This window comes from Paenibacillus antri (genome assembly GCF_005765165.1).
Lineage (GTDB): Bacteria > Bacillota > Bacilli > Paenibacillales > YIM-B00363 > Paenibacillus_AE > Paenibacillus_AE antri.
In genome coordinates this window covers 76,900-97,335 of the sequence record NZ_VCIW01000003.1, presented here as the reverse complement: position 1 = coordinate 97,335, position 20,436 = coordinate 76,900, and the positions used below count along the sequence as shown (strand labels likewise).

Sequence of the window (20,436 nt, the reverse complement as noted above, 5' to 3'; positions counted from 1 at the left end):
TACGCCCCCTCCCCCTTTACGCGCTTACGAACTGTGCAGAAACTCGAAGTCGACTTCCGGCATCGGCACGTCGGCGCCCGGCGCCGGCTGATCGACGACCGCGAAGCCGCCGCCGCGCTTGACCGTGCAGCGGACCGTCACCCGCGCCGAACCGCCCGGCATCAAGGTCAGATACGCGCGGTCCGCCTCCATCCAATAGGCGTTCGTCGTCTCGACCGGATGGACGAACAGCGCCGGGGAGGCGCCTTCGTTCCGCACCTCGAACGTACGGGTCCAAAACGCCAATCCCTCGAACGGCTCGCCCGCGGTCCATTCGTCGAGCGCCGAAACCGCAAGCCGCCCGTCGACGTTCCGCAAGACCGGAGCATACGGCGTTTCGGCGCTCGTGCCGAACAAATACAAGTCCGCGCCGCCGCCCGACCGCGGCTCGTCGCCCTCGTCCGTCTCGAGCGCGACGAAGAACATGCCGCCAAGCGCCGCCTCCACCGGGAAGCGCAGCTCTCCGAGCGCCGTCGTTCGGTCGGCGGGGCACACCCCTCCGAAGTCGAACGCGATTGCGACCCGGCCGTCCTCGCCGTACACCGTTGCGCGCACCCGCCGCTCCGCCGTTTCGACTCCGTTGGAGTGCAGAAACACGTCCGCGCGGAATTCGCTGCCGACGGCGGCGTCGATCCGGCGGTAGAGCAGCGACGCGTGCACCGGCGCATAGGCCGAGCGCGTCGCGTAATAAGCCATCTTCGGAGCGCCGTAATATTCGACGAGGTTCGTGCACGAGCTGTTCGGCCACGGCTCGTTCAGCTGCCAGATGATGCAGCCGCTCTGTCGGAACTGCCGGCGCCGGTTCGCTTCGACGATGAAGCGCAGCCCTTCGGCCTGCACGATCTGGCTGACCCGGGCGAAGCGCTCCATGTCCGGCAGCGGACCGAACAGCTTCGCGTCGCGGTCGTACGTGCCCCACCATTCGCCATGGTGGCGCCAGACGACGTGTCCGCGCATCGGCGTCGCCACATGGTTCTTCGGATGCAAAATTTTCCGCAGCGTCTGCACCGACGCGACGCCGTCCATGCCGAATTCGCTGTGAAACAGATTGTCCGATTCGCCGTACAGCTCGTAGTGGTACGGATTGCCTTGGTATTGCCAGCCGCCGTGAACGTCGTGCGAGACGCCCTTCTCCGTCGTAACGAATTCGACCGGCCCGGACGCCGACGTCGGCAGGAACAGACGCTGCGGATCGTAAGCCGCGACCAGCCGTTGCAACATCGCCAAGTTCTCGTCGTCGTCGACCGTCGACGGCGTGTTCGGCGCGCTCATGAGCTCGTTGCCGCCGCTCCACACCGCGAGCGAGACGTGGCTGCGGCGGCCGAGCAGCGCCGACGCCGCCGTCCGGCGCAGCAAATCCAGAAACGCCGGAAGTTTCGACGGAACGTTATCGATGCCGGAGCTCGACTGGATAAACTCTTGCCACACTAAAATCCCGTTCCGATCGCAAAGCTCGTAGAAGATCGGCTTCTCGATAATGCCGCCGCCCCATATCCGCGCCATGTTGACGTTGGCCCGCTTCATGAGGTACACCTGCCAAGCATAGGAGGCTTCCGTGACATTGCCGTACACGTGGTCGAGCGGCGTCAGATTCACCCCGCGAACGTAGATCGGGCGTCCGTTAACCACGAACGTGTACGGCAGCGCGTCCGCGGGCGAGTCCTCGTTCCGGCGATACGCGAGCGAGCGAATGCCGACGCGGAACGTCCATTCGTCAAGCTGCCGATCCCCCGCCATCAACCGCGCCGACACCGTATACAACGGCTGCTCCCCGTACCCGTTCGGCCACCAAAGCCGCGGATTCGCCACCGTTAACGTACAATCGTATTCGGAGTCGGCGGCGGAAAGCCGCAGCTCGCGCTCCGCCGCGACGACTCCGTCCGGGTCTAGACAAGCGAACCGGAGCGTCAATGCCTCCGAGCCGGAGGACGATTCGGATGCGAACCGCTCCACCCGGCCGTACAACCGCACGGCGCCTGCGCTCGCCTCGACGTCCGCGTCAGTGGCGACGGCAGGGTCCTTCAGCGACGCTTCGTCGTGCAGCCGCAGCTCGACGCCGTCCCACAAGCCGATATTGACGAGGCGCGTCGAGAAGTCCCACTTGTAATTAAACCGGCTCTTCTGCGTCCGCGTCATCGACGTCTTGCCGATTTGCCCCATCTCGTCGGGGACGCCCTTCATGACGACGCGAAGCTCAAGCGGTTCGCCCGGAGCAGCCCCGCGAAGCGTCGAGGTGACGTCGAAGACGGCGGGCTCGTACATATGCCCGTGTTCGCCGAGCAGCGTGCCGTTCAAATAAATCATCGCTTCGTAATCGATGCCTAGAAACACGAGTTCCGCCCGGGAGAAATCCCCGGACGGACGAGAGAAGGACGTCTTATAGACCCACCATCGATTTTCGATCCACTCGCATTTCAAGCTGTTCGTCTCGTAGTACGGATCCTCGATCCAGCCGGCTCGGAACAAGTCGACGTGGACGCCGCCCGGCACGAGGGCCGGCATCCAATCGGTCACCCCGATCAGCTCCTGCCCGGTTTCCATGCTGCGGTCTTTGATCGGCACCCACGGCCAGTAGCCGCGAACCTGCCAATCGAGGTCGGATAACGGAATTTGCGTTCGGATCGAAGACACCCCCATAAATTTGGAAAACCGATTCCGCCTACGCTTCTTCTCGAAGCAGCGCGCCCCGCACCGAGCAGACGATCACGCGAACCCCCGCCTGCTCGATCGATCGAAGCAAATGCGGATCGACCAAATCGCTCGTAATCAATACGTCCACGTCCTTGAACGACGCGAACGAAATGAGCGCTTGCTTTTCGAATTTGCTATGGTCCGCGAGAATGACGACCTTCCGGCCGGCCGCGACCATCGCCTTCTTCATCTCCGCTTCGTACAGATCGAAGCTGCCGAAGCCGCGGTTCGTCGAGACGCCCGACGCGCCGAGGAAGGCGATATCCGCGTTGTACTTGCGCAGCTCCCCCTCGGCTTGCGAGCCGACGAGACTCATCGACTTGCGGATGAGCTTGCCGCCGATGACGAACACGTTAGCGTTCTCGTTTTGGCTGCACTGCTCCGCCACGTTCATGCCGTTCGTCAGCACGGTCAATGCGTCGATGCCGCCGAGATGCTTCGCGAGGCAAAGCGTCGTGGAGCCCGCGTCCATCACGACGATGTCGCCCGGACCGACGAGCGACGCCGCGGCTTCGGCGATGGCTTCCTTTTCCTCCGTGAAGTATTGCACGCGGTGCTGCACCGGAGGGACGGACGAGAGCGAGTCCCGGAAATCCTCGACGAGGATCGCGCCCCCGTAGTCCTTGCGAAGAATGCCCTCGCGCTCCAGCTGGCTCAAGTCGCGACGAATCGTTTCCTCCGACACGGAGAACGTCTTGACGAGATCCGCAACCTTGACGCTGCGTTCTTGAATCAGTAGCTCCTTGATTTTACGGCGCCGTTGCGCGACGAACATGGCGATCCCCCCCGTTACAGCTTGGAAAATGCATTGCGATTTATCGGTTTACCACTCGATCAGATCGACCTCGACGACCGGCTTCGACGCGTCGCTCGGCACGCGGAACGTCTTGATTTCGCACGGCCCGAAGGACGCTTCGATGACGCGGTCGAATCCAGGCAGGCGAATCGTCGTCTTCGTCGCGCTCTTGGTCGTCTCGTACGCGCGGACGATCAAGTCGTCGCTGTCTTCGTGCTTCTTCAACACGCTGACGATGACGTTGTCGTCGTCGACGCTTAGGAACGAGTTGCGCTGCGGCAGCTTGCCTCGGTGATACGTCTCGATGATCGTCGTCGGCTTCCGGTTCAGCTCCCATGCCTTCTGCACGACGCCCGCCGTCTCCCAGCTGCCTTCATGCGGGTAGATCCGGTAGTTGAACGTCTGAATGCCTTGGTCGATGAACGTGTAGTGACCGTTCGGATCCGGAACGAGCGGATCGTGATGCGCGTAGATCGGGCTGCGCAGCACGGTGATCGCGAGTTCCTTGTTCATGATGCTGTAGCTGTATTTGGCATCGTTCATGAGCGTCACGCCGTACGCCGTGCCGCCGTGTCCCGGCGAGGTGCTCGGCAGAATGCCGCTGAAGTCGACCCAGTTTTGACCCGGCTCCTCTTCGCCGTTATGCTCGCGCTCCTTGAAGCCGTAAGGAATTTCGTACGTTTGCTTCGTGAAGTGCAGATTGATCGGGTACACGAGCTTCAGCATCTTGAACTGTTCGCGCCAGTCGACCGTCACCTTAACGTCGATGTAGTCGAGATCCTTGTACATCGCGAAGTCCTGCACGAGCTTCGAACTGCCGTATTCGCTCGTCACGCGAACGACCGACTTGATCGGGCCGTGCTCGACGCGGCGGACGGAGCGCGCCTGGAAGTCGCCGATCTCCTTCTGGAAGTGGAACACGTTATGGCTCCACGTGTCGGACTTATCCTCCATGACGACCGGGCGTCCGGGCCCCCGCAGCAGCTCGCTGTTCACCTTCTTGTCGAACAAGCTCGTCATATGCCCCGTCTTCGGGTCGAAGTCGACGCGAATGCGGTCGTTCTCGAGCGACGTGTCCGACGCCTTGATCGTCGGCGCGACGAGCTTCGGCTCGGTCGAGCTGCGCGGCTGCGGGTATACCTTGAATACGCGGTAGCCCATCGGCGGCAGATCGGCGATGAACGAGATGCGGAAGCGGCCGCCCGCCGTCGCCTGCGATTGAACGAGCTGGAACGGAATTTGCTTGCCGGCGTCGTCGTACAGGACGGACGTCTCCTTCATGCCGCCTACCTCGTGTTCGATGTTCATCGGGCCGCCCCACGAATGCGGGTTGAACACGACGAGCGGCTTCATGCCTTCCTCCTGCTCGATGTCGATATTCCAAGAGAGCGACTGGATCGCGTAGTTCAGCCCGCGCTCCGCGATCGACATCGCCTCGCCGTGCGCGTTGCGCGCGTCTTCGTACGCCGGCTCGATCGACGTGCCCGCGAGAATGTCGTGGAACTGATTGAACAGCACGTTCTTCCACGCTTGGTGGTAATCGGCCGGGTACGGCTGGCCCGTCGTCGCCTTCGCGATCGCCGACCATGTCTCGGCGGCCATTAGCTTATTTTCCGCTTGGCGGTTCCACTGCTTGATGCCCGAATGCGCCGCGTAGCAGCCGCTGGCGTGATGCTGCAGATCGTCGTGCACGACCGGAATCGGGAGGCCGCGGCGCTCCATCTCTTGGAAATATTCCGTCGGGTTCGCGAGCACGATCGTCGGGAACTCCGGATCGGCGTTCATCCGCTTCAAGCTGTCGATGTTTTCCTTCGTCGGACCGCCCCCGTGGTTGCCTACGCCGTAGAACACCGCCAGCTCGTTGAACGGGTCTTTCAACTCCGTCATGCAGCGGCGGATGTGCTTCTCGAGGTCCTTGCCCCAAGAGCAATATTCGAACGGCAGTCGGTAGGTGAGCACCTGCGAACCGTCGTCGGATTCCCAATAAAACAGGCGGTTCGGCAGCCCCTTCTCGTTCGGCATCGGGCGCATCATGATGTAATAGTCCATGCCTTGCTTCTTCAAAATTTGCGGCATCATGCCGAAGTGGCCGAACGAGTCGACGTTGTAGCCGACCTTCGCCGTCACGCCCAGCTTCTCCTTAAAGTAGCGCTGCCCGTACAAGCCTTGGCGAACGAACGATTCGCCGCTCGGGATGTTGCAGTCCGGCTGGATCCACCAGCCGCCGACGATGTGCCAACGGCCTTCGGCGACGCGCTGCTTGATTTCCTCGAACATGCCCGGATCGTTCAGTTCGATCCATTCGTACATCGCCGCCGACGAGTTCGTGAAGACGAAGTCGTCGTATTCCTTCATCCGGTCGAGCGCGGACCGCGCCGTCGCCTTCGCTTCTTGGAAGCCTTCTTGCCATTGCCACAGCCACACCGGGTCGAGGTGGGCGTTGCCGATCATCCAGAACTTGTAGTCTTTCATATTTTTGGTTGCCATAAGTAAGGTTTCTCCCCGCTCTCTTTTAGTACATGAATTTCGTATGGAAAGGCTTAAACCACGGGTTAAAATACACCCCGAGCTGCTTCTGCGCTTCGACGACCTTCGTCTTCGCGTCGACGACGAGCGTCGGCGGCAGATGGCCGAACGACATATACTCGAACTCCTCCGCCGCCAGCTTCGAGAGCGAGCGATGCCATGCGTCCATGTCCGACTTGATGCGCGGATGGAAGCCGCCCCACATCGTATCGCCGGCGATCAGGACGCGATTCCCGCCGCACTGCAGCAGGAACGATACGCAAGCCGGCGTGTGGCCCGGCGTATGGATCAGCTTCGTCTCGTTGCCGCCGATCGTCGTCGTCGCCCCGTCCTCCAGCAGGCCGTCCACGGCCATCTTCGGAAAAGGCAGGTCGTACAGGAACGCCGCCGTCAGCTCCGCGTCGCCGGCTTCGACCGAAGCGCGAGCCGCCTCGTGAATATGCAGCTCGACGTCGGGGTTGTCCTCCTTCAATAAGGCGTACCCCGAAATATGATCCCAGTGGCCGTGCGTCGCGTATACGCGCTTGATGTCGCGCGGCGACAACCCGAGCCCCTCTAAATTGCGCTTCAACGCAGGGTAGCCTGCCGTGCTGCCGCAGTCGATCAAAGCCGGCTCGTCGCCAAGCACGAGATAGGCGCTGGCGTCCCAGCCGTGCGTCAGCTTGTCGCCGGCGACGACGTATAGATTGCCTGTCAGCTTTACCGCGTGACTCATGCTTGTTTTCCCCCATCCTCTGCGAAGGCGATTCGCACGGTCGTAAGTCCGTAGGCGGCCGCTCCGATGCTTAACGATCCGTCTTCGCCGGGCGAGAGCGCTTCGACGTTCCGCTCGAGCAGGTCGGTCCGCCAGGCGCGCGCGATCCGCTTGTTCGGGAACGACAGCGTTCCCGTCTCCTCCGCGCCGCCGATGTTTTGGACGCGGACGATGAACCCGTCGCCGTCCCGGGCCCGCTTCATCGTCGTGACGGCGAGTCCGTCCGCCTCGAAGGCGGCCAACGTCCCGCCGCCCGCCGCAGCGTACGGCTCCTTCGTCTCCCGGAAATCTTGAAAGCTCATGCGCTGCCCATAGAGCGGTCTGCGCGTCGACCAGCCGGCGCGGTACGCTTCCTCCGGGCGAATGACGTTGCCGCTGACGAACGAATAGGCGAACCGTAGCTCCCCGCCCTGCGAAGCTTTGTAATTCGTATGCCAATAGTTATTCAGCACGTAAGAGAACACGGTGCCGCTGCGGAGCGACTTCTCCTTCGGCCACCGGCCCTGCACCATATCGCCGATCGTAAATAGCGGCACGTCCGGCGACGCGATAAACACCGCGGCTTCCGGGCGTTCGATCAGAATGCCCGTCTGCAGCGGCAGCCACTCCTTGCAGCCGCCCGGCAGCTGGTCGCGATCCCACAGCACCCAGCCGAGCTGCGAATCGGACCGGACCGCCGCGTCTTCGAGCGCCGTCGGGAACGCGACGTAGACCGCTTCCTTCTCCCGGCGTTCGGCTTTCCGATACGTATACCGCACGTCCAGCCGCTTCGCCTTGTCGTATAACGTCCACTCGATCGTAAGCTCGCCGTACGGCACTACGCCCTCGAGCCGCAGCGTGCGGCCGACGGCGGAAGCCGTCAACGTCGCTTCCGTCAGCCGGAATTCGGCTCTCGGATTCATGCGGCCTTCCGCCAAGTCGGATTGGTTGCCCATGAGGCGCGTGCCTTCCCCGCCTTCGGCGTAGACGAACTGTCCGAAGCCGTACGTCGAAGCGCCCGCATCTGGCAGCAGCTCCTTGCCGAGCTCGCGGTCGATCCAAGACGTCAAGCAGCCGCGCTCCGGATCGAACGTCGCTTCGTACCATTCGTTCGCGAGCTTGATCGGCGTTCGCGGCTTTGCCTCGAACGATACGGCCGGTCCGCTCGCGACGGCCGTTCCTTCGTCCGACGGCTTCAAGACGAGTCTGCGATAGCCGAAGCCCGGCACCGGATCGAGCCACAGCTCCACCACCGCTTGGGTGGGCAGCGTCCGAATCGGCCGCAGCGGCACGATCGCCCCCGTGTCGGGATCGAACGCCGCCTCCCCCGGCGCGATCTCGACCGAGACCGGACCGCCGACAGGAAAGCTGTGCGGGTTGTAGACGACGACTTCGCGGCCGTCGTTGTTCCAGCAGAGCGAATGGCGCGTCGCCGCGACGTGCAGCAGCCGCTTGCCCCACTGGTCGGCGTTGTCTGCCATCAACCGCTTCGTCTCCCACTGATCGTGCGCCAGCAGCGCGTCGGGTTCCGGACCCGAGAGAAACGCGCCCCACGTATGCTCGTCGTATAACAGGACGTCCCGCCATGCGGCGTCGAACTGCCCCAGCGGGTACGACCATCCGTCGTTATGCAGCACGGCGAGCGTCTCGAGACGTTCGGCCGCGGGCAGCGACGCCTGCGCGCCGCGCACGGCGATCGTCTCGCGCATCGAAGAGCCGACGCCGTCTTCCCAATAGGCGCCGCCGTCGCCTCGCACGGTGACGAGCCGGTCGCCGAATTTCGCTTCCACCTCGCGGAAGAAGGAGAGCACGTCGCTCGGGACAAGCCTTGGATAAGCATACGTCTCGTTCCAGCGCCTTACGAAATCGTTCGGCTGCGGATCGAGGTCCGTGTTATCCGCCTCTTGCCCGTACAGCATGACGACGTCCGGCGCGTAATCGTCGCGCTCGTATTCTTGCAGCCACATGTCGAGTCCGCGGGCCGCCGCGTACGGCGTCGGCGGGCTGCCGCACACCTTGCGCAGCTCGCAGTACATCTTCGCCAGCCAGCACAATACTTTGCCGCCGTTCGTCCCTTCCCAGTAAAACGGCGACGCCTTATGCAATTGGCCGTTCAGACGGAACGGGCCGCGGTCTTGGTTATCCGCGTGGACGACGTACGGAATGCCGCTCTCTTGCAGCAACGCCGGCAGCGAGCCCGTAAGCGAAGCGACGTCGACGAACGCGACGAATTCGGGCTTCAGCCCGTGCGGCTTCAGCGTGTCCGACAAGAACTCTCCGTTGCGAATCAAGTCTTCGAGCCCCGCATATTGCGTAAGCAGATCGACGTAGTTGCCCGCTACGCTGATCTTGCCGGCTTTCATCGCGCGGAACAGCTGCGCGATGCGCGCTTCGGAGCGCGTCTGCAAATACGTCTCCAGCGTCCAGCCCGCGTCGAGATGATAGGCGAACGAGGCCGAGGCCGCGCCTTCCTCCGACTCGAGCCAATCCAGCGCCGTATCGATGTTGCGGCACAGCCGCTCCGCCACTTCCCATTGACGATGGGTGTAGCCGATGTCCGTATGGGCGTGCGGCGTGACGTATACCGTCCATTTCCGTCGCCGGCGAAACGTTCCGCCGGCGGACACCGGTACGCCGCCGACGTCGCCGGACAACGAATAACGCACTTCCCCTTCCCCGTCGGAAATCGTGAAAGGGAACGCAAGATGACCGAAGGGGCGGGCGTCGAGACGAACGGGCACGGTCCGCGAGGGGGCGCCGTCCGCTTCGAGCGTGAGCGTCAACTCCGCGGATGGGACGCTCGTTCCTAACTCTACATATAATAAACACTCGTTCCGGAGCTCGCCGTTCTCTTCTTGTCGGTATACGACCGTCGAGATCGCTTCCGCGCGTCGAATCGGCTCCGCGGGCGCATCCGCTTCGCCCGCTTCGAACAGCTCGATGCACTTGTACAGCACGCCCGCGGCGTTGGCCATCCGGTCGAGCCGCTTGATCGCCTCGATCCGATCGACGACGACGACTTCGCCCGCGTCCCGTCCGATCAGCGTCAGCTCGTTGACGCCTTCGCGAAGCAAGCGCCCCGGTATGACGACGTCGGCGACGCCGTCCGCATAGATCGTCGTATGCAGCCCGGAATGGAGCGCGATGTCGCCGGATGCCGACGGCGCGGCGCGAAGCTGCACTTCGCCGAACGTTCCGTTCGCCCCGATGTCCAAATAACAGAGTCTCGGCGCGATCGTCAGCACATGCAGACGCAGCAAATACGCCGGCGCCGGGGTCCGACGAATCGTGAAACGAATCGTATACGGATGCAGGCGATACCCGGAATCCGGGTCCGCCTCGCTCGGTTGAAACATCGGCCACCGTTCGCCGCCGTCCGCGCTGCGCCCGACGTCCGCATCCCATACGATGTCGCCGAGCTTGCACGGATCTTTATAGTTATCTAGCAGTTGATCGGAGGAGCCGTCCGGCTCTCCGATCTTCCACAACCGTTCTTTCATAGCGAAGACTCCTTCCCGGTACCGGCCCCTTCCGCCCGCTCGAGCGCGAACGCCGCCAAGGCGCGCAGCGAGCCGTCCGTCATGCGCTTCGGCGCCCGGTCGATCTCTTCGAGCGACTCCTTCATCATGCGCAGCGGCCCCTCGAAGCTTTCGCCGCGCTCGATCGCCGCGAGGACGAGCAGCGCCCGTCTCGCCATCCAGAGCCAATGCTCAAGCGCTTCGATCCAAGGCAGCAGATTGTTTCGAAGCGCGACGTTGCGCATCCGATTTTTCAAATGGTAGCAGCCCTCGTCGAATGCGGTCAGGAGCTCCTCCAGCCGCTCGACTTCTTCGGCGCCGGACGCGCCCGGTGTCCCGGAACGGAGCGCGCTCAGGGCAGCCTCCGTCAGCTCGTTCAGTCGAACGGAATTCGGTTCGGCGAGGCACGACTCGAGCGATTGCTCGGCGAACAGACGGAACGCTTCCGCGCTCTTCTCGCCCGCTACGCGCTTGATCGCGGCCGTCCAAGAGCGCTCAGGATCGTACCCGGCAGGGTCGCGGAAATAATCGGCGAACGTAGAGAGCGCGATCTTCGACGCCTCGCCTTCCGCCATCAGGTTGACGACGTAACCGTCGACGGCTTCGAGCAGCCCGGCCTCGCGCCCCCGGATCGGTCCGACGTGCAGTTCCGGCCGCATGGCGAGGTCGTTCACCGGGTAATTGTCCCAGATGACCGGCTTCCGGCGCGCCGCCGCCCCGAACGCTTCCGCGTCGCTCCGGCGGATCTCCTTCGCGCAGATGTCTTCGCCCGTGTAGAATATCGCGACCTCCGGGCGCATGCGCTTCCCGAGCTCGTGCAAATACGCCGAAAACGGGGCCGTACCGTGATAATCCGTCGGACACATGCTCAGCGTGCAAGCCGGGTCGCGGGCTTGCAGCGCCGCGTACAGCCGGTTGCAAACGTCGGCGTGCGCTTCCGCGAAGGAACCGTATCGCTCGCCGTCGGCCGGGTGTTTAAATTCCGAAGAAATGTCATCGAGCAGGATGCTGAAGTCTCTTACGCCGATTCGATAGAACGCTTCGAACTTCTCTAGGATAAGCCGGAAATCTTCCTCCGACGCATAACTCATCGTGACGCCGGACCCGATCGAATAGACGAACGATACGCCGGCTTCTTCGGCGGCCTCGACCGTCCGGGAGAACGCCTCCATGACGTCCTCCGGGTACGGCTCCCGCCAGCGCATGCGATGCTGGCGGTCGTTCTTCGGCCCGTAAATATATTGGTTGAATCCGAGCGAGCCGATATATCGAATCATATCGTCCCGCTCTTGGAACGTGTAATATACGCCGTAAAACCCTTCGATGACGCCGCGAATTGGCACCGCGTCTCGCGCTTTGTTCATCGGAGCTCGAACCTCTCCGCCTTCCCGGCGCTGCCGAGGAAGTTAGCGATCTTGTCGGCCACCGTCGCTTCGACCGCCGCGCGGCCGCGCTCAAGCGTCTCGGCGTCGAGCGCCGAGCACTCGTCGTTCGTCATCCTCTCCGTGCGGCCGAGCGCTCCGAGCAGCGACAGCTCGAGATCCGTCGCGATGTTGACCTTGCTGACGCCTCCGCCCGGAAGCGAGATCGCCGCGGCCATCATTTCCGCCGGGACGCCGGAGCCGCCATGCAGCACGAGGTGAACCGGCGTCAGCTCGCGAATCGCTTGAAGCCGTTCGTAATCGATCTTCGGCTGCTTCACCATATAGACGCCGTGCGCCGTTCCGCAAGAGACGGCCAAGGCGTCTACGCCCGTTCCTTGTACAAAAACTTGAGCCTCCTTCGGATCCGTGTACAATTCTTCGTCCTTATCCGTCTCCACGAAGTCCGTCGTGCCGATCATGCCGAGCTCCGCTTCCACCGAGACGCCGCGCGCGTGCGCGTAATCGGCCGCTTCCTTCGATCTAGCGATATTTTCTTGCAGCGGGCTCTCCGACGCGTCGATCATGACGGACGTGAAGCCCGCCTCGACCGCCTGCTCGATAATGCTCATTACTTTCGTATGATCGAGGTGCAGCACGAGCGGCACCGTAATGCCTTCGGAAGCGACGCGCGCGTAAAACTCGTCGGCGAATTGCTTCGGCGTAATGCCGTAGCGCTCGAGCTCCTTGCTCGAAATTTGCACGATCGCGGGCGAGTTCATCTTCTGCGCGGCCCGCAACACCGGCGTAATCATCGCGGTATACCGCGGGGAAAACGATCCGATCGCATATCCGTGTTTCTCCGCGACCTCAAGCGCCTGTTTCAAGGTATATACGTTGCTAGGCCGTTCTCTGGTAGTCATGGCCGTTATCTCTCCCTCTATCTGATTCTGATGGTTTCGTCCGATCTTTATTTATTTAGCAGCTGTTTCGCGCGTCGGACGCCGAGCGTCGGACTGGACAGGAACTTGCCGCGGACGTCCTCCGGCAGCGTCTCGACGACGCGCGCCATCGAAGCCTGCGCCAGCACGACGACGTCGCACCGCCCTTGCAGCTCGAGCAGCGCTTCGCCGAGCACGCGGTCGTGGCCGGCCCGATCGCCGGCTATCAGCAGCTTGTAGGCTTCCCCCGCAAGCATCTTGTGGAACGTCGCGTCGGAACCGGCTTCCCGCGCCTTCTCTTCGAGCAGCCGCGTCGTCGGTCCGAGCGTCGTCTCGAGCGTCGCCGCGACGCCGATGTCGCGCCCGCGCCGGACGGCCTCTTCGGCCATCGCTTCGTCGATTCGCAGCACCGGGACGCGGACCTCGCGAGAAGCCGCCTTCGCCAGCTCGCCGACCGACGAGCAGGCGCCGAGCACGACGTCGGCGCCGAGCGACTCCGCGATTTTCGCGTACGTCACCCAGCGCGCTTCGACCGCTCCCACATCCGCGCCGTTCCGCGCCAGCTCCGGAAGAATCGAATCGTCCAGCAGATTGATCACTTCGCAGTCGGGACCGATTTCTTCGGCCACGAGCGCCTTGAGCGATTCGACCGTGACAGGCGTCGTATGAATGATCGCCAGCTTCCTTTTCGTCATATGGCCATCACCCTTTCGTCCCCGCGGAAATGTTCATCCCTTCGATGAAGTAACGCTGGAAGAAGAAGAACAGGACGAGCACCGGCAGCAAGACCAATACGGAGCCGGCCATCAAATAATGCCACTGGTTCACGCCGGAGCTCACCTTGAACGCTTGCAAGCCGATCTGCAGCGTGTACATATCTTCGCTCGCAACGTAGATGAGCGGGCCGAGGAAGTCGTTCCACGCGCCGTTGAACGCCATGATCGCGATCGTCGCCATAACCGGCTTCGACAGCGGCACCATGAGTCGCGCCCACACGTACACATGGTTCGCGCCGTCGATCTTCGCGGCTTCGACCAGATCGTTCGGAATCGTCATGAAATATTGGCGGAACAAGAAAATTTGGAATGCGCCGCCGAAGAACGCCGGTACGATGAGCGGCAGGTACGAGCCGACCCAGCCGATTTTCGAGAACAACAAATACGTCGGGATCATCGTGACGAAGCCCGGAATCGTCATCGTGCCGAGAATGATCAAGAACAACGGACCGCGGCCCGGGAACTTGATCTTCGCGAAGCCGTAGGCGATGAACGAGTTCGACAGCACCTGTCCGATAACGACGAAGAACGCGATGATCGTCGTATTCCACGTATATCGAGTGAAATTGCCCGCCGCCCACGTTTCCGTGTAGTTGCTCCAGACGAATTTCTCGGGCCACCAAGTCGGCGGATATTGCACGATTTCTTCCAGCGATTTGAGAGACGTCTGCAGCATCCACCACAGCGGCATTAAGAACGAAGCGCTGCCGACGATGAGCAGGATGAAGATCAACGTTTTCCGAATGCGTTCGCGATTGCGGCGGCCTTCGAAGTAGGACGGTCCGCTCGATGTCGTTTGGCTCATCGGTTGTCCCCTCCTTCATAGTGAACCCAATACTTCGACGCGACCATGTTGAAGATCGTGACGGCGATCGCGATCAAGAACAAGAACCATGCCATCGCCATCGCATAGCCCATGTCGAACACCTTGAACGCTTTATTGAACATGTGAAGATTGAAGAAAAGGAGCGAGTTCATCGGCGAGCCCGGATTCGTCGGGTCGGCCGACATGATATAACCTTCCTGGAACACTTGGAAGCCGCCGATCAAGCTGGTAACAAGATCGAAGAAAATAACCGGCGTCACCATCGGAACCGTAATATGCCAAAACTTTCGGATATGGCCGGCGCCGTCAAGCTCCGCGGCTTCGTACAGCTGTTCGGAGACGCCTTGCAGAGCCGCCAAGTAAAGCAGCATCCCTCCGCCTACCGCCCACAACCGCATCAAAATGAGAGAATCCTTCGTCCAATTCGGATCGGTCAGCCAGTTCGGCCCGTCGATGCCGACGAAACCGAGCACGGTGTTTACAAGACCGCTTTGCGGTTCCAGAAGCATCATCCACAGCATGTAAACGCCGATCCCCGAGAGAACGGCCGGCAAGTAGTAGATGGTACGGAAAATCCGCATGCCGGGCACTTTCACATTCAGCAGCACCGCGACGAGCAAAGAGCCGATCGTCGTGAGAGGCACCATGATAGCTACGTAGTACAAGGTGTTCTTAAGCGATATCCAAAAGAGCGGGTCCCGATTGAACATGATTTGATAATTCCGGAGACCGACCCAGTCCATTCGAGAAGTAATATCGTAATTTGTAAAGCTCGCGTAAAGGGAAAACAACAACGGCCCTCCGGTAAAGCAGAGAAATCCGATAATCCACGGGGCGACGAACATGTATCCTTGCGCAGCTTCTCTTTTATCCAGCGACAGCCATTTTCTTTTCTTTTTCGGCATCGATTGCGTCGTTCCAGATTCCACGCCTATCCCTCCTTCTTAAGAAGTAAAGGGCGGAGCGGTTCGAGAACCCCTCCACCCTTCGTTCACGCCTTACCGATGATTACTGGTTTTGCGCGATCAAATCTTCGACCGCCTTCTGCGCTTTGGCGAGCGCGTCTTCCGGCGATTGCTGACCTTGGATCGCAGCTTCGATCTCCGGATTCAGCAGCGTCTGGAAGTCCGGCGCGGACACCGGAGCCGGCGTCAGGTTGGATACTTCAAGGTTTTGAACGGAGAACGCGTACACCGGATCTTTCAGCAAATCTTCGTCGAGCGCGACTTCTTTGTTCGCCACGTTGTCGAAGTTGAATTGAGCCCAATACTTCTGCGCGTCGTAATCCGTCATGAACTTCAGGAACTCCCAGCTTGCTTCCGGATGCTTCGCGCCCTTCGGAATTTCGATCGTGAAGCCGCCGCTGAAGCTGTGGTGTCCCGAGCCAGGCTTGAATTCAGGCATCGGAGCGACGCCGAAGTCGTCGCGGTTCGCCGCGAAGTCGCGGATTTGCGTCCAGAACGTACCGTTCTCGACCTTCATCGCGAGTTTGCCTGCGATAAGCGGCTCGTTCGTCTTGGAACCGAACGTCGCTTTGAACGTTTCAACGTTTTGCTGACCGAGACGCTCATTCCACGAAAGGAGCCATTTCAGCGCTTCTACGTGCTCAGGCGTGTTGATGTTCACTTCTTTCGCGTCGGCGGATACCCATGCTTTGCCGCCGCCGGCGTTCAGCATGAACATCTCGTGGCCGCCTGCCAACAGCGGGTGGTAACCGAGACGTTCGATTTTGCCGTCGGCGCCGATGACGTCGAGCTTCTTCGCGTATTCTTCCATCTCCGCCCAAGTTGTCGGCGGCTTCTCCGGGTCGAGACCCGCTTCGGCGAACATCTTCTTGTTGTAGAATAAGAAGCGCGTGTCCGTGTTGAACGGAAGCGCGTACACATCGCCGTTGTACTTCATCGCTTCGTAGAGGTACTCGTGGAAGCGGCCGCTGATGTCGTCCTTCGCGAGGAACGGCGACAGGTTTTCGACTTGGTTCTTATCCGCGCGCTGCGCGACTTTCGCGATTTCGTGAATGATGACGTCCGGCGGGTTGCCGGCTGCGATTTGCGCCAATGCCTTCGTCCAGCCTTCGCCGTACGGCAAGAAGACGTGTTTTACAGTAATCCAGTCTTGCGAGCCGTTAAAGTCGCTGACGATCTTCTCGATGATCGGACGGCGCGTCGTGGAGCCCCAGTGAGTCCAGAACTCGAGTTCGACTTTCTCTTTCGGCTTATCGACGGCCGGCTGCTCCGCTGTCGTTCCCGATCCAGGCGTTTCTGCGGCAGGCTTTTCTGCGTTGCCTCCGGAACAAGCGGCCAGCAATGCCGACAAACTCATGACCGACGCCATAAGCATGAACGCTGATTTTCTTACCTTCTTCATATTGTGGCACTCCCCCTAAGTAATATAAAATCCCCAAGACCACACACAAGGCAACACTTTGAAGCGGTTTCAATGTTGTTTCTTGGCTACATCCCTTATTATCATCACATTATGACGCATTGTCAATAAGGAATTTAGCGCTTTCAACAAAATTACGCGTTGTTTTATGTGGGTTTTCTATTTATTGTGACATTTACCTGTGGGAATCCTCCATTCATGCTATAATGGCGCCATATTTCCACACAATTCCCTGAACCGGAGGTTACGTATACTATGTCCTCGAGGCCGAATCTTATTCTCATTTCCACCGACCAGCAGCGCTACGACAGCATCGCCGCCAACGGGAGCGAGTTCCTGCGCACGCCGAATTTGGATCGTCTCGCGAACGAAGGCGTGACGTTCCGCCGGGCGTATTGCCCCAACACCGTCTGTACGCCGTCGCGCGTTTCCATGATGACCGGACTGCACCTGTCCCGCCACGGCTCCTACAATATCGGCACGGTCGCCTCCGATCCGTCCCTCTTCCTCAGCTCGCTGCTTCGCGAGAGCGGCTACCGTACGCATCACGTCGGGAAAGCGCATTGGTACCCTTGGGAATCGCCGAGTCCGGAGACGCTCGGACCCGAACGCTCGCGCGAGCCGTTCCGAGACTTCGCCGGCTTCGAAACCGCCGAGCTTTCCCGAGGTCACGGTCCCTGGGCCGCGACCTCGGGCCATTACGGCGCATGGCTGGAGGCGCAGGGCCTCGACCCCGCCGATATCCGCGTCGAGTTTCTGTTCAAGGGCCAGGGAGACTATAACGGCACCGGCGATTCGGCGCTGCCGGAGCGCTATCACCAAGGGGCTTGGGTCGCCGAGCGGGCGATTCATTGGATGGAACGGCGCGCGGACGGCGAAGGGGACGACCGCCCCTTCTTCTTGAATCTAGGGTTTCAGGACCCTCACCATCCGCACATCCTGCCGTCCGATTTTCTCGATCGGGTCGATCCGGAGCTCGTGCCTCCGCCCGCGGCTCGCGCCGATCGGGAGGCGGACGAGGCGGAGCACGTTCCGCTGTTCCGGAACGGCACGCTGATCGAGAGCCGCTTCAACGGTACGTTCGAGATGGCCGGCAACGGAAAATACGCTTGGGGGCCTTATTTTGAAAGAGAGGAATTTTCGAAGCAAACGAGGGCGTATTATTATTCGATGGTTCAACTGATCGACCGGCAAGTCGGACGCATCTTGGATGCGCTCGACGCCTTCGGGCTTGCCCGGAATACGTTCGTCGTGTTCACGTCGGATCACGGCGAGATGCTCGGCGATCACGGCATCGGGCAGAAGGGGCCGCTGGTGTACGAGGGCGTGACTAGAATCCCGCTTCTAATGAGGTATCCTGACGGATTCGAGCCCCAAGCTCCGGCAGAGCCGTGTGCTTCGCTCGTCGACGTGCTGCCGACGCTGGCGGACGCGGCCGGCATCGCCGATCCGATTCGGCGCGAAGGCGTCAGCTTGCTCCCGATGCTCCGCGGGGAGGGACCTCCGAAGCGGACCGGCGTTCGCATCGAATACAAAGAAGAACCGGATCGCATCCGGTTCAAGTGTTGGGTGACGCCGGAATGGAAGCTCGCCGTTTATACCGGCGAATCGTTCGGCGAACTATACGATGTAAAGAACGATCCGGGAGAGCGCCGCAATCTGTACGCGCTCCCCGAATACGATTCGATCAAACAACGTCTGCTGCTCGAGCTGCTCGCCGATCTGGAGCGCGGCGAGCCGACGAACCCGCGGCCGTCCCGCGTATAACGAACGCGTCAACCGACGAACGTCAGGCACACCGGGCGGCGGATCGAATCGTACCGATGCGCTTCCTCCAGTCGGCCGGTCGCCGCGTCCGCGGCGAAGACGCGGATGGCGTCGGAATCCTGCGCCGCGACCAGTACGAACCGGCCGTCCGGCGCGATCGCGAAATGCCGGGGCGTCTTTCCGTTCGTCGGCGCGAAGCCGGCCGGCTCGAGACGCCCCTCGTCCTGCACTTTGAAGACGGCTAAACTGTCGTGCCCGCGGTTCGAGGCGTAGACGAACCGGCCGTCCGGCGATACATGAATGTCGGCGCACGTGTTGTCCAAGGCGTACCCCGCCGGCAGCGTCGAGACCGTTCCGAGCGCCGCGTAAGCGGCGGGGTCGCCGTCCGCCGTCCCGAACGCCGCGACGGTGCAAGAAAGCTCGTTCACGACGTAAGCGACCGGAAGCGTCGGATGGAACGCCATATGCCGCGGTCCGTCGCCGCTCGCCAAGGCGATCGACGCGATCCGTTCGAATCGCCCTCCTTCGAGCGCGTACGCCGCCACCCGGTCGATGCCGAGGTCCGGCACGAGCAGATGGCGCCCGTCCGGCGTCAGGTTGACCGAATGCGGATGCGGCGCCTCTTGCCGATCCGCTCTCGGGCCGTTGCCTTCGTGCGAGGTCAAGCTCGAACGCTCTCCGAGCGAGCCGTCCGCCAAGACGGGGAAGACGGCGACGCTCCCGCCGGAGTAATTGGAGACGAACAGCCGCGTCTCGTCCTCCGATAACGTCAGATGGCACGGGTGCGCGCCGCCCGTCGATCGTCGACCGAGCGGCCGCAGCTCCCCGTCCGGACCGATCCCGAACGCGGCGACCTCCCCTTCCGACGTCTCGCTTACGGCGTACAGCGCGGTACCCGCGCGGTTCGCCGTCAAGAAGGACGGGTTTTCCAAGCCGGAGAATCCGGCCTCGTACGTTAACGCCCCGCTCTCCGCGTCGTACCGATACCGGCGAATGCCCGGCTTCGACGCTTGCTCGTAACTTCCGACATACAGGTACATAAGTTATCTCCCTTTGAGCTTCTCGAGAATCGGCTTGTTCGGCAAATAATGAAGCGATCGCACGTACCGAATCGTTCGCGTCCTCGCCCGCATGACGACGGATTGCGTCTCCGCGCGCTGATCGGCGAAATACCGGACGCCGCCCAAAATTTCGCCCGGGGTAACGCCGGTCGCGGCGAAGATGACGTCCTCCGTACCGACCATATCGTCCATCGTCAGCACTTTATAAGGATCCGTGATGCCCATCCGAATGCAGCGTTGGAATTCCTCGGCGTTCGCCGGCATAAGCCGGCCTTGCAGCTCGCCGTCGAGGCAGCGAAGCGCGGCGGCCGCGAGCACGCCTTCCGGCGCCCCGCCCGAGCCGACGTACAGGTCGATGCCCGCATCTTCGAAGGCGGGCGCGATCGCGCCGGCTACGTCTCCGTCGGACAAAAATTTGATCCGCACGCCTACGCGGCGAAGCGTCTTGATTTGCGTTTCGTGCCGCGAGCGGTCGAGAATCATGACCGTCAAATCCGAGATCGACTTGCCGAGCTCCTTCGCGGCGACGCGAAGCGTCTCCTCGAGCGGCCGTTCGATGCTGAGCTTCCCCTTCAGCTTCGGACCGACCGCGAGCTTCTCCATGTACATGTCCGGGGCATGAAGCAGCTGTCCCTTGTTCGCGACCGCGATGACGGACAAGGCGTTGTTCAGCCCCTTGGCTACGATCTCCGTCCCTTCCAGCGGATCGACCGCTACGTCGACCTCCGGTCCGTCCAAGTTGCCGACCGATTCGCCGATGTACAGCATCGGCGCCTCGTCCATCTCGCCTTCGCCGATGACGACCGTCCCCTTAATGGAAACCGAGTCGAACATCGCGCGCATCGCTTCCGTGGCCGCCCCGTCGGCCCCGTCCTTGTCGCCGCGTCCCATCCAAGGCGCCGAGGCCAATGCGGCCAACTCCGTCACTCGCACCAATTCCAACGCAAGCTCTCTCTCCATACGTCCGTTCCGCCCCCCTTGTTCGAATGCCCCTCTCTCCCGCAGATTCTGGTTGT

At 61.6% G+C, this 20,436-nt stretch carries 14 protein-coding genes; 1 reads left to right on the top strand and 13 read right to left on the bottom strand.

Annotated elements, in window-relative coordinates; translation table 11 throughout:
• Positions 1-24: 24 nt before the first annotated feature.
• The 11 genes from FE782_RS06070 to FE782_RS06020 all read right to left on the bottom strand — a co-directional run bounded on the left by FE782_RS06070 (position 25) and on the right by FE782_RS06020 (position 16,574).
• Positions 25-2,676: a glycoside hydrolase family 2 protein gene (locus FE782_RS06070; protein WP_138193178.1), complete on the bottom strand. Its 2,652-nt coding sequence runs from the start codon at positions 2,674-2,676 to the stop codon at positions 25-27.
• Between the two features lie 22 nt (positions 2,677-2,698).
• Positions 2,699-3,505, bottom strand: coding sequence for a DeoR/GlpR family DNA-binding transcription regulator (locus FE782_RS06065; protein ID WP_138193177.1), 807 nt, complete (start codon positions 3,503-3,505; stop codon positions 2,699-2,701).
• 48 nt (positions 3,506-3,553) lie between these two features.
• Positions 3,554-6,013 carry an alpha-mannosidase gene (locus FE782_RS06060; protein ID WP_202914482.1) on the bottom strand — a complete coding sequence of 820 codons (2,460 nt, stop codon included), beginning with the start codon at positions 6,011-6,013 and terminating at the stop codon, positions 3,554-3,556.
• 25 nt (positions 6,014-6,038) lie between these two features.
• Positions 6,039-6,767 (bottom strand): MBL fold metallo-hydrolase, encoded by a 729-nt coding sequence (locus FE782_RS06055; protein ID WP_138193176.1) that lies wholly within the window; start codon positions 6,765-6,767, stop codon positions 6,039-6,041.
• Positions 6,764-10,285, bottom strand: a complete 3,522-nt coding sequence (locus FE782_RS06050; protein WP_138193175.1) for a glycoside hydrolase family 38 N-terminal domain-containing protein — start codon at positions 10,283-10,285, stop codon at positions 6,764-6,766. Before FE782_RS06050 ends, FE782_RS06055 begins: the two co-directional genes overlap by 4 nt.
• Complete coding sequence (locus FE782_RS06045) at positions 10,282-11,667, bottom strand: protein O-GlcNAcase (protein WP_138193174.1); 1,386 nt, start codon at positions 11,665-11,667, stop codon at positions 10,282-10,284. The genes FE782_RS06050 and FE782_RS06045 overlap by 4 nt, the downstream gene beginning before the upstream one ends.
• Positions 11,664-12,587, bottom strand: a complete 924-nt coding sequence (locus FE782_RS06040) for a class II fructose-bisphosphate aldolase (RefSeq protein WP_138193173.1) — start codon at positions 12,585-12,587, stop codon at positions 11,664-11,666. The genes FE782_RS06045 and FE782_RS06040 overlap by 4 nt, the downstream gene beginning before the upstream one ends.
• 47 nt (positions 12,588-12,634) lie before the next feature.
• Positions 12,635-13,300 (bottom strand): aspartate/glutamate racemase family protein, encoded by a 666-nt coding sequence (locus FE782_RS06035; RefSeq protein WP_138193172.1) that lies wholly within the window; start codon positions 13,298-13,300, stop codon positions 12,635-12,637.
• A gap of 7 nt (positions 13,301-13,307) precedes the next feature.
• Positions 13,308-14,186, bottom strand: coding sequence for a carbohydrate ABC transporter permease (locus FE782_RS06030; protein WP_138193171.1), 879 nt, complete (start codon positions 14,184-14,186; stop codon positions 13,308-13,310).
• Positions 14,183-15,136 (bottom strand): carbohydrate ABC transporter permease, encoded by a 954-nt coding sequence (locus FE782_RS06025; RefSeq protein ID WP_238392365.1) that lies wholly within the window; start codon positions 15,134-15,136, stop codon positions 14,183-14,185. Before FE782_RS06025 ends, FE782_RS06030 begins: the two co-directional genes overlap by 4 nt.
• Before the next feature lie 79 nt (positions 15,137-15,215).
• A complete protein-coding gene (locus tag FE782_RS06020; protein ID WP_138193170.1) occupies positions 15,216-16,574 on the bottom strand; it encodes an ABC transporter substrate-binding protein in 1,359 nt (452 codons plus the stop codon).
• Positions 16,575-16,847: 273 nt separating this feature from the next.
• Here FE782_RS06020 and FE782_RS06015 point away from each other — a divergent pair, with 273 nt between their 5' ends.
• Positions 16,848-18,359: a sulfatase family protein gene (locus tag FE782_RS06015; protein ID WP_138193169.1), complete on the top strand. Its 1,512-nt coding sequence runs from the start codon at positions 16,848-16,850 to the stop codon at positions 18,357-18,359.
• An 8-nt stretch (positions 18,360-18,367) separates the two neighbouring features.
• On the opposite strand, the gene FE782_RS06010 is transcribed toward FE782_RS06015, so the two are convergent.
• Both FE782_RS06010 and glpX read right to left on the bottom strand, forming a co-directional pair.
• Positions 18,368-19,399, bottom strand: coding sequence for a lactonase family protein (locus tag FE782_RS06010; RefSeq protein WP_138193168.1), 1,032 nt, complete (start codon positions 19,397-19,399; stop codon positions 18,368-18,370).
• 3 nt (positions 19,400-19,402) lie between these two features.
• Entirely contained in the window at positions 19,403-20,380 is a 978-nt protein-coding gene (glpX, locus tag FE782_RS06005) for a class II fructose-bisphosphatase (protein WP_138193167.1), read from the bottom strand.
• Positions 20,381-20,436: the final 56 nt, after the last annotated feature.